The 12,954-nt window shown below is 46.2% G+C and carries 16 protein-coding genes and 1 pseudogene; 8 read left to right on the top strand and 9 right to left on the bottom strand.

All coding sequences use genetic code 11. The annotated features are described in order from the left end of the window. Nucleotides 1-14 precede the first annotated feature (14 nt). Both A7C91_RS05160 and A7C91_RS05155 read left to right on the top strand, forming a co-directional pair. Nucleotides 15-1,205 (top strand): glycosyltransferase family 4 protein, encoded by a 1,191-nt coding sequence (locus tag A7C91_RS05160; RefSeq protein WP_068665509.1) that lies wholly within the window; start codon nucleotides 15-17, stop codon nucleotides 1,203-1,205. 73 nt (nucleotides 1,206-1,278) lie between these two features. Further along, complete coding sequence (locus tag A7C91_RS05155; protein WP_068665507.1) at nucleotides 1,279-2,643, top strand: sulfatase-like hydrolase/transferase; 1,365 nt, start codon at nucleotides 1,279-1,281, stop codon at nucleotides 2,641-2,643. Here the strand turns inward: A7C91_RS05155 and A7C91_RS05150 are convergent. Genes A7C91_RS05150 through A7C91_RS05140 form a run of 3 tightly spaced genes read right to left on the bottom strand, consistent with a single transcriptional unit; the run spans nucleotide 2,640 to nucleotide 5,708 of the window. Continuing rightward, nucleotides 2,640-4,169: a flippase gene (locus A7C91_RS05150; protein WP_068665505.1), complete on the bottom strand. Its 1,530-nt coding sequence runs from the start codon at nucleotides 4,167-4,169 to the stop codon at nucleotides 2,640-2,642. The two genes, A7C91_RS05155 and A7C91_RS05150, sit on opposite strands and share 4 nt — an antisense overlap. Nucleotides 4,170-4,212: 43 nt before the next feature. Continuing rightward, nucleotides 4,213-4,968, bottom strand: coding sequence for a nucleotidyl transferase AbiEii/AbiGii toxin family protein (locus A7C91_RS05145; protein ID WP_068665503.1), 756 nt, complete (start codon nucleotides 4,966-4,968; stop codon nucleotides 4,213-4,215). After that, nucleotides 4,965-5,708 carry a type IV toxin-antitoxin system AbiEi family antitoxin domain-containing protein gene (locus A7C91_RS05140; RefSeq protein ID WP_082871982.1) on the bottom strand — a complete coding sequence of 248 codons (744 nt, stop codon included), beginning with the start codon at nucleotides 5,706-5,708 and terminating at the stop codon, nucleotides 4,965-4,967. Before A7C91_RS05140 ends, A7C91_RS05145 begins: the two co-directional genes overlap by 4 nt. Nucleotides 5,709-5,919: 211 nt before the next feature. Between A7C91_RS05140 and A7C91_RS11120 the strand changes: the two genes are divergently transcribed. Continuing rightward, entirely contained in the window at nucleotides 5,920-6,252 is a 333-nt protein-coding gene (locus A7C91_RS11120) for a hypothetical protein (RefSeq protein WP_199920119.1), read from the top strand. Continuing rightward, nucleotides 6,212-6,523, top strand: a complete 312-nt coding sequence (locus A7C91_RS05135) for a D-glucuronyl C5-epimerase family protein (protein ID WP_068665498.1) — start codon at nucleotides 6,212-6,214, stop codon at nucleotides 6,521-6,523. Before A7C91_RS11120 ends, A7C91_RS05135 begins: the two co-directional genes overlap by 41 nt. 171 nt (nucleotides 6,524-6,694) lie before the next feature. Here the strand turns inward: A7C91_RS05135 and A7C91_RS05130 are convergent, their stop codons facing one another. Beyond that, nucleotides 6,695-7,288, bottom strand: a complete 594-nt coding sequence (locus A7C91_RS05130; RefSeq protein ID WP_068665496.1) for an ECF transporter S component — start codon at nucleotides 7,286-7,288, stop codon at nucleotides 6,695-6,697. 116 nt (nucleotides 7,289-7,404) lie between these two features. Between A7C91_RS05130 and A7C91_RS05125 the strand changes: the two genes are divergently transcribed. From A7C91_RS05125 to A7C91_RS05110, 4 genes and pseudogenes are all read left to right on the top strand, one after another. After that, nucleotides 7,405-7,686 (top strand): hypothetical protein, encoded by a 282-nt coding sequence (locus A7C91_RS05125; protein WP_234394478.1) that lies wholly within the window; start codon nucleotides 7,405-7,407, stop codon nucleotides 7,684-7,686. After that, nucleotides 7,687-8,487: a hypothetical protein gene (locus A7C91_RS05120; protein WP_068665492.1), complete on the top strand. Its 801-nt coding sequence runs from the start codon at nucleotides 7,687-7,689 to the stop codon at nucleotides 8,485-8,487. Continuing rightward, a complete protein-coding gene (locus A7C91_RS05115) occupies nucleotides 8,484-9,056 on the top strand; it encodes an AAA family ATPase (protein ID WP_068667402.1) in 573 nt (190 codons plus the stop codon). Before A7C91_RS05120 ends, A7C91_RS05115 begins: the two co-directional genes overlap by 4 nt. After that, nucleotides 9,053-9,627: pseudogene (locus A7C91_RS05110) on the top strand (hypothetical protein). The gene A7C91_RS05115 and the pseudogene A7C91_RS05110 overlap by 4 nt, the downstream one beginning before the upstream one ends. Here the strand turns inward: A7C91_RS05110 and glmM are convergent. From glmM to A7C91_RS05085, 5 genes are all read right to left on the bottom strand, one after another. Next, nucleotides 9,624-10,973, bottom strand: a complete 1,350-nt coding sequence (gene glmM, locus A7C91_RS05105; RefSeq protein ID WP_068665489.1) for a phosphoglucosamine mutase — start codon at nucleotides 10,971-10,973, stop codon at nucleotides 9,624-9,626. The pseudogene A7C91_RS05110 and the gene glmM overlap by 4 nt on opposite strands. A gap of 89 nt (nucleotides 10,974-11,062) precedes the next feature. After that, nucleotides 11,063-11,452 (bottom strand): hypothetical protein, encoded by a 390-nt coding sequence (locus A7C91_RS05100; protein WP_068665486.1) that lies wholly within the window; start codon nucleotides 11,450-11,452, stop codon nucleotides 11,063-11,065. Between the two features lie 13 nt (nucleotides 11,453-11,465). Beyond that, the gene (locus tag A7C91_RS05095; protein ID WP_068665484.1) at nucleotides 11,466-11,705 is read right to left on the bottom strand and encodes a hypothetical protein; all 240 of its coding nucleotides are present in this window, start codon (nucleotides 11,703-11,705) and stop codon (nucleotides 11,466-11,468) included. 3 nt (nucleotides 11,706-11,708) lie between these two features. Further along, nucleotides 11,709-11,876 (bottom strand): hypothetical protein, encoded by a 168-nt coding sequence (locus A7C91_RS05090; RefSeq protein WP_199920118.1) that lies wholly within the window; start codon nucleotides 11,874-11,876, stop codon nucleotides 11,709-11,711. 162 nt (nucleotides 11,877-12,038) lie between these two features. Further along, a complete protein-coding gene (locus A7C91_RS05085) occupies nucleotides 12,039-12,824 on the bottom strand; it encodes a BtpA/SgcQ family protein (protein WP_068665480.1) in 786 nt (261 codons plus the stop codon). Nucleotides 12,825-12,954 lie beyond the last annotated feature (130 nt).

The raw sequence follows: 12,954 nt of genomic DNA, 5'->3' as shown, positions 1-12,954 counted from the left end.
TAGGAGGTGTGAACATGAAAGTGGTAATGCTCGCAAAATGGTCCGAAAAAGAGCTGAGTGGAGGAGTTGCTGTTCACACGATAAACTTGGTTAGGAGTTTGAGTAAATTCGATGAATTGGAGTTATATGTGATCTCATTTGGCAATGAGTCAAAAACTTTGAAGATAGGTAACGCAAAAGTGATTTTAATAAAAGCTCCAAAATTGTACTATATATTTCCTATTCTTGCTTTAATCCGATTAGCATGGGAGGTAAAGAAAATAAAACCAGATATAATTCATGTTCAAGGAAGCAATTTAAGCCCATACTTGCTGTATGCGGTATTTCTTAATAGAAAAGCAAAGAAAGTTATTACTTTCCATTCATATCCAACAATAGAACTTGTAGCTCATAAAAAACTAAAAGAAGGTTCATTTAGATATAGAATTTTAAAATGGCTGGAAAAAATGACTGTAGAGAAAGCAGATGTTCTAATCTCTGTAGATACTAGAATAAAAAGTTGGATTGTTAAAGAGTTCGGAATAAAGCATGCTAATAAAACTATCGTAATTCCAAATGGTATAAATACGCGCAAATTTAATCCATTGTCATATAATAACAGAAAACGACTAATTAGAGAGAAATACAATATTTCACAAAAAGATACTATTATCTTTCATGCAAAGGCATTTACTCCAAAGAATGGCCAAGAGTATTTGATTAGAGCAATGAAATTAATTTTAAAAGAAAATCCTAAAACAAAGTTAATACTTGCTGGCGATGGTCCGTTAAGAAAAAAGTTAGAGACATTAACGCATGAACTGAACATAACTGAAAATGTAATCTTTGTGGGGAATTTACCCAATGATTTAATTCCAGAATATTTAGCCGCGGTGGATATAGTGGTAGTTCCCTCGATTCATATTAAAGGTTTAGAAGAAGCGACATCAATATTTTTAGCAGAAGCAATGGTTATGGGAAAACCAGTCGTTGCAAGTAATATCGGAGGTCTTAGAGAGACAATTGTGGACGGCGTCAACGGTATACTCGTACCCGATAAAGATCCAAATGCCATCTCAAAAGCTGTATTAAAAATTATTGATAATCCCGTCTTGAAAGTGAAATTAGGACGAAACGCAATAAGATATATAGAAAACAAGAGAACCTGGGAAACGCTTGCTAAGAGAACTATTAAGATTTATAGAACACTTTTGAAGGCATCTTAAAAATTTCAAAAAATCTCTCACCAAATATCGTATGATAAAATACTATCCAAGGATCTAGGCAGGAGGAAGGGGTATGGACTATGTGAATGTGATATTTATACTCATTGATACTCTAAGAAAAGATTATGCCAAGCCTTTGGAAACGGAGCTTAAAAGGTTAGACTTTATATCCTACGAAAATGCCATAGCCCCAGCACCTTGGACAATTCCAAGCCACGCTTCTCTGTTTACCGGGTTTTATCCTGCACTCCACGGAGCACATGAAACCAAAAGCAAAAAAGGCGCAGATGTAAAACTCAATGACAGTTATACCATGACCATTCGGTTAAAAGAACTTGGGTATGAGAGTTGGCTCTTAACTTCGAACCCTTACATTCATCCAAGATTTGGATTCAGCGGTTTTGATTATATTTACGAGCCCCCATTATTAAGCAAAATGTGGGATGGAATGCTATCACTATCCGAACGAGAGAAGCTGAAGAGACTTAAGCAAATTCACAATTGGAAAACAAAATCAGAGATCATTAGAATTCTTTTATTAGAGAAACACTTCAAATTGCTTGTTAAAATAAGTTTAGAACATGTTATCAGGAGATTGTATATAAATCAAGCACTTTCAATGTTTAAAGGATGGCCCAAAGAAAAAGGGTCGAGAGATATCATAGAAGAACTGAAAAAGTCGGACACTCTAACAAATGAGCCAAAGTTTATTTTCATAAATCTAATGGAAGTTCACGAGCCTTATTCTCTTTTTGAGAAACCTATACAAGAGACCCTAGAAAATTTAAAGAGAAACAAACCTGTTGACCCAAATCTTGTTAAAAACTGGAGAAAGAAGTATCCTGAAGAGGTTGAGTATGTAACCAAGAAAATTTTAGAGATGATGAGAATATTCAAAGAAACGGAAATTTTTGACGACTCTCTAATAATTGTGACTAGTGATCATGGCCAGTTGTTGGGTGAGCATGGCAGGATAAATCACGGAACTTTCCTTTATGATGAGCTTTTAAGAGTCCCATTACTGATAAAATACCCAACAGATTATGAAATTGAGCATGTAACGGAGGACTCAAAGTACATTAGCTTAACTAAGCTTAAACCGTTTATTTTCGGAATTATAGGGAACGATTTAGACGATGATTCTATTCTATATGAAGAGACGGTATTTGCAGAATCTTACGGAACTCATCTAAATGTTGGAGAACCTTCAAACGAAGAGGAAAAGAGAAACATCGAGCAGCTTGAAAAATACCGCATAGCTATCTACTACAAGAACTTTAAAGGAATTTTCAATGTTACAGACTGGAAGTTTGAAAAAATCAAATCATACGATCCAAACATTGAAGTTACAGATGATATCGTAAAACATATGAAAAAAGAAGTGATAAAGTTCCTGAAAACAGCAACAATAGCAAAAGTTCCAAAGATAAAACTCTAAACAAACCTCCTTAAAATTTTCTTTATTATCTTCAGATCAATTCCCATTTTCTTCTCAATTGCGAGCAGAAGGTCAATATCTTCCCTATCAACGCTCCTGCTTAAAAGAACCAAAAGCGAATAGACCGCAAGGAATACAACCAAAACCGGGATCGCATACCAGATGTTTGGCACGTTCAGGTGCAATGCCTTAATTATCCCCAAAAGCACAAAACTAATAACCAGAGGCTTCACGTAGTTCCGGCTGAACGGGTGGATATTTGTTACCTGATACAGCCTTATGGAATTCAGCAGATTGGACACAAGATAGGAAACCGAAGTGGCAGTTGCCGCCCCTATCATTCCGTAATTTGGTATCAGCAAAGTGTTCAAAACCACGTTGAGGACTGAGGCAATGAATGTTGAGAGAGATATGAACCTGCTCTCGCCGGCTATTATCAAACTCAACCCGTTCAACCCCAGTAGAGTATGGAACATGAAGCCAGTAGCAAGGATTTGCAGTGCCGGAGCTGCCGGAACGTACTTTTCCCCAAAGAAGAACACTATAACCGCTTTGGGAAAAAGAAACATTAGAGCGAAGAGGGGCAAAGTCAGCAAGAACACCCACTTCGTTAAAATCTGATAAACCCTGCCCATCTCATCAAGCTTTCCCCGGGCATAGAAGCCCGAAGCTAAGGGAACGTAAAGGAAAGATGCCGAGCTTAAAAATACCGGTAGCAGTTTGGCTATTGGTGATGCTGAATTGTAGAGACCAACGACCTCAGAGCCTTTATAGTAGCCCAGCATCAGCGTGTCCGCCCAGGTCATGACAAAACCTAGAATTCCGGTGAAGAGCAACGGAATCGAAAAGGCTATCAATTCCTTCCCAAGTGCCAGATCGAGATAAAATCTGAAACGTAAGATCTTCATCCGTGATGCATCAACCATCAAAGCCAGAAGCGTAAAAGCCTGAGCAGTTATGTATGCAAGGAATACGAAGTTAAAATCGAGGTTCAAAAGCACTCCAGAAATGATGAGGAGCAGGAACGCAGTAGGATAAACAACGTTCTGGAAGTAAACCCTCTCCCTGACCCTGCCAAAGCCTCGGGAGATTGAGATTATAATGCTTGTTAGAGCGGAAAATGGCAGGGCAAAAGCGATTACAGTTAATGCCTGAGCCAATCTCTCATCTTTGAAAATCCGAGCAATGTTTCCCGCTTCGAGGATTAAGAACATCACCAGTAAGATGCTGCTCAGCGCGACGATTATCAATGCAGTTGGGATCAGCTTATCAATCCTTGAGGGGTCTTTTTCTTTGTAAAAAGCAATCTCCCTCGGCAATGAATTTGGAAAGCCGAGCGTAGCTATCACAAGGGCAATGCTCAAAACGGTCAACGCTAGATTAAACACCCCATACTCCCCTGTGGAAAAGTACCTCGCAATCAAGGTCCTGCTCAAAAACCCGAAGAACATCGAGATAACGGTTCCGGCAAATATTATCCCCGTTCCCCTCGCAATCTTCTGCAAAGCCTGGCTTGCTTCGCTCATGGGTGTCACCCTTTAATTATGATGGCTTTGGGGACTTTAATTCTCATAGCTTAACACTCTCCCCGAGTTCCTCCAAGAATTTCAGAACGTCATTCCAGACTTTTTCAAATTCTGGAAGTGAATTTATTTGATGTGCCAAGCTCCTCTCCCAGGCTCTTTCATAATAGAGCTTACGTCTTTCAAATTCTTCAAACTCCAGCTGAACATCTTTAACCTTAAACTTCCCAAAGATTATTTCAGTGATTTCCCCCCACTCCATAATATCTTTCAAACGCCAAATATTATATAAATCCCTTGGTCTCATTCTCTGGAAGAGCGAGCGGACTTTCTCGGCAAAAATCTCCTCGAGGGAATACACTAAGACCTCAGCACTGCACCCATCAGAATAAGGATGAACAATTTTCCTTTTTTCCAGCGGATTGATTTTTAGCGGTGGTCCTGATGCCCTTATTATTCTGAAATAGACCGTAGCCTCATAACCATTTGGCGTCTCTTTAAAAGCAATATTCTCTTCAAAACTTATACCGCTTTCTTTTCTGGCAATCTTAACACTCTTCACCAGTTTCCCTTGTATTGTTTTCCCATCATATTCCTCCAAGGGTGTGAAATCCAGATCATCGGAAAATCTGTAATCCTCAATGTAAACCTTCCTTATCCCCGTTCCTCCCTTTAATGCCATTTTGAGGGATGTCTTCGAAAGCCCAAACAAAAGCCAGTTCTGGGCGTAATCCCTCTCCACAGTACTCTCGGGAACTCCCTTCTTTCTTGCAATTGCCTTGATTTCAAGTATTGGTATCATTCCAACCCCTCCAGCTCAACATTAATTATGACCTTCCATTTACTGTCAACATGCCCTTCTCTGGGCATTGTTGGGTCGAGGAGAATGTAGTTCCTCGTTTCTGGCTTTGGTAAGTCAATATCCACTCCAAAATAGTCGCAGAGGTAGCCGAGCCTTCTTATGACGGCGGAGTTATTCATTCTCAACGCATACTCTCTGAGCCTTTCTGTGTCAAGCTCCTCCCTGAACGCTTTGGCAACCTCGATTATTCCTCCACAATATCTCGGCTTGTCCAAGCAGTCAATTACAGTCTTTTCCCCATCTGTTATGGAAACTTGAAACCCCTCAATCCACACTTTTTCAATGCCGAAGAATTTCTCGGGCTTTATCCTGACGATTTTATACCTGACTCCAAAAATTCTGAGGTCTTGTTTTTTCTTTCTTGCCGTCGTCTGGACGAATACGGTGTTGGGAATTTGCTCGGTAAAGCCGTGATAGTTAAGGGCTGACCAGTAAGCTATGGCTGAGGGCTTTACAAGTAATGATCCTATTATGAACTCGTGGAGCGTGTATTCTCCTTTCTCTGCCCCCAGAGGGATTATAATGTATTTTCCCTTTTCAATTCTCTCAAGCCAGCCTCTTTTTTCGAGCCTGCTGAGGAGAACTTTCAGGGGGTTTCTATCGATTCCTGTCATATTGGCGATTTCATCTATGGTGAAGATCTTCTTTCTTGCGAGTTTGTTGAGCAGTTCGATTCTCATGATTATCCACCATAATTAACAATTTTGATAACTTTGGTGTATATTTTTAAGATCCATCCTATTAAATCTTTTGGGGCTGTTTCGTAGGTAGTAACGAGTGAAATATTTAGTAATTTTTGTTTTTTGAAATTTTTAAATAGTTTTGGAGTATAGATAGTGATGTAACTCGATATGTGGGGTTGTAAGCCCGAATGGGGGCCGTTGACTGAAGATGTGCCCTCGCTCCCCCGAAAGCCAGCCGATGAGCAGAGGCTGGAAATTATCAACTACAATTACAAAAACGGCGGATAACCAGAACGGCTTCAACTTATACCCGGTCTCGGCACTCCACTGGGCCCAGGTATACTACGAGAGAGGCGATTACAATGCCATGCTCGAAATCCTGGACGAGCTTCTTCCATTCGCCACCCACAGCACCTACAACGACACTGAATACGCAGTTTCAACGTTTACTTACACTTACAGAACGCGAGCGTCCCGGGGTTTCAGGCTACGCCCAGGGCATGACAGCAGGGCTTTATGCACGGGCATACAACCTCACTGAAAACGAAACTTATCTCGAAACCGCAAGGCTCTTCCTGAACTCGTTCAACCTGCCACTCAGTCAGAACGGCTTCGTTGTCCAGACAAAATATGACCCCTGGTACCTGGAGTACAACTACTACCCGGAGCAACTCGTTCTGAACGGCCACATAATAACTCTCCAGGGGCTGTACTACTGGAAAGTCACCGGCGACGAGAGGACTTACGACCTCTTCTGGGAGGGCGCGATGAGCGTCAAAAAAGCCCTGCCCGATTTTGACACCGGGGACTGAAGCAGGTATGCGAGCATCTACGACTCCTCGAGCGAGTTCTACCACAGGCTCCACATAAAGCTCCTCGTCTGGCTCTACATGAAAACAGGCGGCGGGACGTTTCTAGAATATGCCGAGAAGTGGAACGAATATTTAAGAGAAAGGGGGCTAGAGCCGGAGAACATCCCCTGGCTACTCAAGGATATGGGGAAGCGACCTCAGCACGGGCAGCGTTGCCGCCAGGCCCACAAAGACGTCTATGGCGCTCTGTACGGCGTTCGGTAGGCCGATAGCAACCCAGAAGGGCACGTGGGTCCACTCCTCGACGGTCTGAACCACGAGTTCTCTGGGGACGCCGAGCCATATCGGGAGGGCGTAGTAATAGTTGAGCGCGAGCATGAGGGGTATCCTGATGGCTATTCCAGCCAAGAAGCCGAGGATGGCAAAGAGGATGGCCTTCTCTGTGGAGGAGTTCTCAAAGTCGAAGCGCGTTATTCTTCTGGAGATTTCAAGGCCTATGAGAACGGCCAAAGTCGCGGTGGCCTTCATGCTGGCTCCGAGCCAGCTTGAGGGGGAGACTATGCTCAGCCCAACGAAGAGCAGGAAAACCGCAACGAGACCGCCCATGAACCCCGTGAGGAAGGAGGCCATCACTACTGGAACCGCGACGAGGTCTATCTTCATGCCCCACATGGTGGGCATCTCTATTGGCATGACCTCAAGCATCAGCGAAAGACCGAGCATCATTCCGATTACCGCTATTTCCCTTGGCGTAAGCTTCCTCATGTTCCCCACCGCAGGGAAATTTATTCCAAGATTTATAAATATATGTTCCATATATAGAACATATGTGGGCATCTTAAGGTGCAAGTTTTATGAAGAATCTTCCACACTTTTCTCCGGTGGTGCAGGTGATTACCACAAGACCATGCACAAGCATGAAAGCAGTAACGATAGTTCCAGAAAAGAAGTACCGTATTGACCTTAGAGAACTATGCGAATGCCTCAAAAAGAGAGAATACAGAGTAAAAAAGGTCACCCCGTTCCTTGCCATTGTGAGCAGGGAGTTTGAGGTGAGCATCTTTCCCAGCGGCAGAATTATAGTTCGGGACACTTCCGACGAGAACGAAGCCTTAAAAATAGCCAGGGAAATCTACGAATGCATAGAGGACCCAGGTGGTTGAATGAGAAGTATCCCAGAAATAGAGGCGCTCGTGAAAAAAATCAGAAGGGAAAACGGCTTTCCAGATACTCCGTTCAGAATAGACGAGGTCCGCTATGACCCAGAGGGCGACAAACTCTTCATAATAGCCCATGTCAGGACGGATAAAAGTGTTGTGATCGGTAACAGCTTCGTCATAGGAAAGCTCAGGAACGCACTCGGCGTCAAGCAGGTGACGGTCTACTCGAACCTCGACCTCGAGATAAAGCGGAGGAAGCTGAGGAAAAACGCTGAGCTCGTGAGGGGAACGGTTCTTGAGTTTCTGCTCCCAATAATAGATGTCGAAATGAAATTCCCACCGAGGAAATGGCCGGAAGTTAAAGGGAACGTAAAAACACTCGTCTTCATGAGCTTCAACGCAAAAGCCTTGATTGGCTTTGCGAGGAGACTAAACCTCGAATACGATACAGTTGGAATACGCTACGCGTTCCCCAAGCTCGAATACGAGACCATCGAAGGAGAACCGAGGGAAATTTTGTTCCCCAACGAGGAAAGGCTCCTGAGTCTCGCCAAGGATAAGGGCGCAAAACTTGTCCTTGCAGACTTTCCCTTTGAAGTAAAATTCAAAGAGGGAGTTGCGCTCTTGAATCCATTCAGATCCCTCCACATAGGGTTTTTCGAGCTGAAATATCTGTTTGGCTTTGAGAAACCGGTGATCTACGATAAGAAAGCCCTTGTAGAGTTCATTATCAGCCTGACTTACGAAGGTCTGATGGAATCGACGGACGGTGCAAACCTGATATGGAGGATGTGGAAGAGATGATAGTCGGTGTCGTCGGTAAGATAGCGGCGGGAAAGACAACCATTGCAAAGTTCTTCGAGGAGAAGGGCTTCTGCCGCGTGAGCTGCAGCGAGCCGCTGATCGACCTCCTCACCCACAACATCGCCGACTATTCCTGGGTCCCCGAGCTGCCTGAGAAAGGGGAACCCACGAGGGAGAGACTAATAGAGTTTGGGAAGTACCTGAAGAACAAGTACGGTGGGGACGTGCTCATAAGGCTCGCCATTGACAAGAAGAGGCACTGCAGGAACATCGTCATTGATGGAGTCCGCTCCAAGGAGGAGATAGAGGCCATAAAACGTGTCGGCGGCGTCGTGATCTACGTTGACGCCGACCCAGAGACACGCTTCAAGCGCCTCATGGACAGGAAAGCAGGGAAAGACAGGGGCATTAAACGTTTCGAGGACTTTAAGAGGATGGACGACGCCGAGGAAGAGCTTTACCATACCTCAAAGCTGAAAGACATGGCAGACTATGTGATAGTTAACGACAGAACCCTAAAGGAGCTCCGTCGAAGGGTTGAGGAGATAATAAGGAAGGTGGTCGAATGAAGCTCCTTATCACAGCCCCGTGCCTTTTAAGCCCCTTCTATGTCTATCGTGGGCCGAAGGAGAAGGAGTTCAAGACTGCTGAAGGTTTGAGAGAACTCCTCGCCGAGCTCGGCGATGAATGGCAGGTTCTGGCTTATCCATGCCCCGAATACGAACTTATAGGCTGGCCAAGGCGCCCATGAGCAGGGAAGTTTACATGCACCTCGGGATGGTAGAGAAAGCAAAAACGATAGCCGACTTCATAGGTCGGATTCTGACTGAGGAGAAGCCCGAGAAAGTCATCTTTCTCGGGGTGAAGGGCTCACCCACCTGCGGTGTCTTCCACACCACTAAGAGCAACCCAGATGATTTCGACTTTAAGGCAATGCAGGAGTTCTTCTACATGTCCAAAGGGGGGAGACTCGAGCGCTCTAAGGAGGTAATGGAGAAGGCGGGATTTAAGCTCGTTCCCGGGGAGGGGATACTCTTCGAGGTGCTGAAGGATAGGTTTCCGGAGGCGGTTTACCTGGAGTTCGACAAAGATGACATTGAAAGAAGCGTGGAAAGGGTAAAAGCAGCCCTCAGGAACTAAGCCCTCGCTATTGCGTCTTTTACCAGCCCCTTAGCTTTCTCCATCAATGCCCTGGCCTTTTCTTCGGTATGGGCCTCGAGGGTTATCCTCATTATCGGCTCCGTTCCGCTCGGCCTAAAGAGAATCCACCAGTCGCCGTTCTCAATCCTAACGCCGTCTATGTCGATAATCCGCTCATAGTCAAAGCTGTTGAGAGCCTCGCGCACTATTATCCCCATGGCCTTCGCTTTCTTCTCGTTGGGGCAGGGTATCTTTGCCCTGAGCGTCACGTAGCGCGGGACGTCCTTGGCGAGCTCACTTATCGGGCCGAGCCTGTCGATCATCTCCAGAACGAGTGCTCCCGCGAAGATGCCGTCCGGCGTTAGGTTCCACTGGGGAATGATCCATGTTCCGCTCGGCTCGCCTCCGAAGATTCCGCCGTGCTTCGCCAGCTCGTCTGCCACCGCAACATCACCGACGCGCGTCCTCAGCACTTCGCCGCCAAGTGGCCTAACGTAATCGTCGAGGGCAAAGCCTGCATCGACCGTCGTTACTATCTTCCCTTTCCCGAACTTCCGGAGGGTGTATCCCGAAATGAGGCTCAGCATGACCTCATACTCCACGAAGTTGCCCTGGTCATCAACGACGCCTATTCTATCCGCATCACCATCGTGAGCTATACCAATGTCGGCTTTCATCACTTTGACTGTTTTAGCGAGCATGGCCAAGCTCTTCGCGTTCGGCTCAAGCTCTCTCACAAAGAAGCCACTGGGGTGGGAGTTGAGGCTGATAACTTTGTTCCCAAGCTCGCGCTGGAGGTAAGGGCTAAGAATAGAACCTGCACCGTTTCCAGAATCGATTACAACGGTGTAACTTCCCTTAAGCTCAACCATATCAAGGGCCGCTTTGATGTATTCCTCCTTCGGGTCGGCCGTCCTCAATGCTCCAATCTCATTCCAGGAAGCTTTCCTGAAACTCCCGGAGTCAATTATAGTCTCAAGCTCCGCCTCCATCTCCGGTGTGTAGGCCATCCCGTTGGCCTGCCACACCTTTATGCCGTTGTATTCGGGCGGGTTGTGTGAGGCGGTAATGGTAACCCCTGCATCGGCACCGTAGAGCTTTATTGCGAAGCCCGTCAGCGGGGTGGGGGCGAGACCTATGTTGATAACATCAACACCCGCACTTAGCAGACCACTTATCACTGCCTTTTTGAGCATCTCTCCGCTCGTCCTAGTGTCCTTGCCTACTACAACTGTTCCACCATCAAGATAAGTCCCTAGAGCCCTTCCGACATTCAGAGCAAGCTCCGGAGTCAGCTTCTCGTTCACGATTTCCCTAATTCCGCTGGTGCCAAAGTACTTCCCCATTTCCGTGCCCCCTGCAAGTAACTGAACCTACTCTCCAGTGGTGGGATATAATTTTTTCCATGATGGAAAGACTAAAGATGAAAAAGATGTCAGTCCCTCTCAACCGAACGGTATATCTTCACAGAGACAGAGTACTCTGCGTTCGGGTTAGGCCCGTTGTAGTTGATTCTGACCTGGAATGAGTTGGAAGAGCCATAGATAACGTCGTCGCCCTCGTATTCCGTAATGGCATCACCAGTATTGGGGTCGAGTGTCTGTATCTTCTCAACCACCACATCGCTTTCAGCCACGATTCTGTATTTCCCTGCCTGGAATACCTCTGAAGTATAGTACACTGGCCCCGTAATGGCCGCATTGCTGCTGACGATAAGTTCTTGGTCGTAGTGGGAGAGCACGTAGTAGTAAATGCCAAAGGCCCCTGCTATGCCTAGGAACAGCAGAACGAAAAACCCGATGACGAGCTTTTTGATAAGCCCCATCTTTCTCACATCATTACCCTTCTGTCGAGTTGCCGAAGGAGTCGTAGCACTCCTTTGCGGTTAGATATTTTGCATAGGCCTCCTCAGGCTCCTCCTGGGTGGAGCTGGCCTGCTGGAGGCCTAGTTTGGAATACTCCACCTCTGTAAAGCAGGAAAGCTCGCTCGGAAATCCCTCCGGAACCCAAGCAGACCCCGGGAAAACGCTCACGGTGAGCAGCACGAAGACCAAAAACGGGGCAAGCTCACCAACCATCGTTCAGCGTCCCTCTGAAGAATCGACACTCGTCTTGTCCATGATTAGCTCCCAGACCCATCGTGCCCCAAAGATCGGGAGGAGCAGAAGGCTAAAGGCCATTAACGTGCCGATGAGCAGGCCGAATACATGCAAACTCGCGGAATAGCTCCCATCCTCTAGAGCTGCCACTAATGGGGCCTGCAGAAGGACAGGACTGGATAACACTGCTTTTCTCATTTCTATCGCCATTGAATCAAAACCATCTCGCAGAAAAGAAAAGAGGGACAGATTTTGTTTTTAGTATTACTGGATAATACACCTTTCGGAGAAAAATATTCAGAACTGTGGCAGTCAGAGGCCCCTTTTCCGAAGTTCTTTCGCCAGCCTAATGAGTCTCTCAGCCCTTTCGGGGTCTATCTCGTTCTTAACTTTTCCGCATCTCTTTATCCATGTGCCCACTATGAAGCCATCTGCATAGTTCCAAAGCATGGGCAGGTTGTCGTAGCTCGTGCCCGAGCCGACTATGACCGGAACTGGGGAGATTTTTTTCGCGAGCCTCAGCCGCTCCAGATCAACGGGACTTCCAGTTGCCCTTCCGCTTATTACTACAGCATCGGCTAAGCCCCTCTCGACGGTGTCCCTTATGGAGTCCTCGAAGTCCCCGAAGTGGACGGCGTGCTTGACGTGGACGTCTGCGAAGACCTTTATCCTGGCCGGAAGAAGCTTTCTGAGCCTAGCCAGCTCGTAGGCGATTCCCTCTATTACCCCTTGGTCGGTGTAGGCAACACCGCTCAGGACGTTCACCCTTATGAAGTCCGCCTTTACGGCGTAGGCTATGGAGTAAGCAGCCATCCCGTCGTTCCTGAGGACGTTTATGCCCACGGAGATGGAAACTTCATCCCTTACTGCCTTCGCCACGGCCGTGAAAGCGGCAACCGTAGTCTTATCAACATACTTTGAAAAGGGCACGTCACCGAAGTTTTCCACCATAATCGCGTCGAAGCCCGCTTCTTCCAGAGTTCTCGCATCAGAGAGAGCCCGCTCGATGACCGAATCAAGATCACCGTCGTAGAGGTACGCACCAGGGAGTGGCTTCAGATGAACCATACCGATGAGAACCTTCCTTCCGAAGTCCATGATACCACCAGAGAGGATTTGTACGCGAGATATTAAACCTTACCCACAGAACCTAGAATTTCACGGGTCAGCAGTTCGGGGTATCTTCCCCCTAACTTTTACACTATAGCAAAACGTTATATAAACCAAA

This window comes from Thermococcus piezophilus, from assembly GCF_001647085.1.
GTDB lineage: Archaea > Methanobacteriota_B > Thermococci > Thermococcales > Thermococcaceae > Thermococcus > Thermococcus piezophilus.
This window is presented reverse-complemented; position numbering and strand designations above follow the sequence as displayed.

Coding starts and splice junctions, on each gene's coding strand:
- A7C91_RS05160 (WP_068665509.1), top strand. CDS start 15: ATGAAAGTGGTAATGCTCGCAAAATGGTCCGAAAAAGAGCTGAGTGGA.
- A7C91_RS05155 (WP_068665507.1), top strand. CDS start 1,279: ATGGACTATGTGAATGTGATATTTATACTCATTGATACTCTAAGAAAA.
- A7C91_RS05150 (WP_068665505.1), bottom strand. CDS start 4,169: ATGAGCGAAGCAAGCCAGGCTTTGCAGAAGATTGCGAGGGGAACGGGG.
- A7C91_RS05145 (WP_068665503.1), bottom strand. CDS start 4,968: ATGATACCAATACTTGAAATCAAGGCAATTGCAAGAAAGAAGGGAGTT.
- A7C91_RS05140 (WP_082871982.1), bottom strand. CDS start 5,708: ATGAGAATCGAACTGCTCAACAAACTCGCAAGAAAGAAGATCTTCACC.
- A7C91_RS11120 (WP_199920119.1), top strand. CDS start 5,920: ATGTGCCCTCGCTCCCCCGAAAGCCAGCCGATGAGCAGAGGCTGGAAA.
- A7C91_RS05135 (WP_068665498.1), top strand. CDS start 6,212: ATGACAGCAGGGCTTTATGCACGGGCATACAACCTCACTGAAAACGAA.
- A7C91_RS05130 (WP_068665496.1), bottom strand. CDS start 7,288: ATGAGGAAGCTTACGCCAAGGGAAATAGCGGTAATCGGAATGATGCTC.
- A7C91_RS05120 (WP_068665492.1), top strand. CDS start 7,687: ATGAGAAGTATCCCAGAAATAGAGGCGCTCGTGAAAAAAATCAGAAGG.
- A7C91_RS05115 (WP_068667402.1), top strand. CDS start 8,484: ATGATAGTCGGTGTCGTCGGTAAGATAGCGGCGGGAAAGACAACCATT.
- glmM (WP_068665489.1), bottom strand. CDS start 10,973: ATGGGGAAGTACTTTGGCACCAGCGGAATTAGGGAAATCGTGAACGAG.
- A7C91_RS05100 (WP_068665486.1), bottom strand. CDS start 11,452: ATGGGGCTTATCAAAAAGCTCGTCATCGGGTTTTTCGTTCTGCTGTTC.
- A7C91_RS05095 (WP_068665484.1), bottom strand. CDS start 11,705: ATGGTTGGTGAGCTTGCCCCGTTTTTGGTCTTCGTGCTGCTCACCGTG.
- A7C91_RS05085 (WP_068665480.1), bottom strand. CDS start 12,824: ATGGACTTCGGAAGGAAGGTTCTCATCGGTATGGTTCATCTGAAGCCA.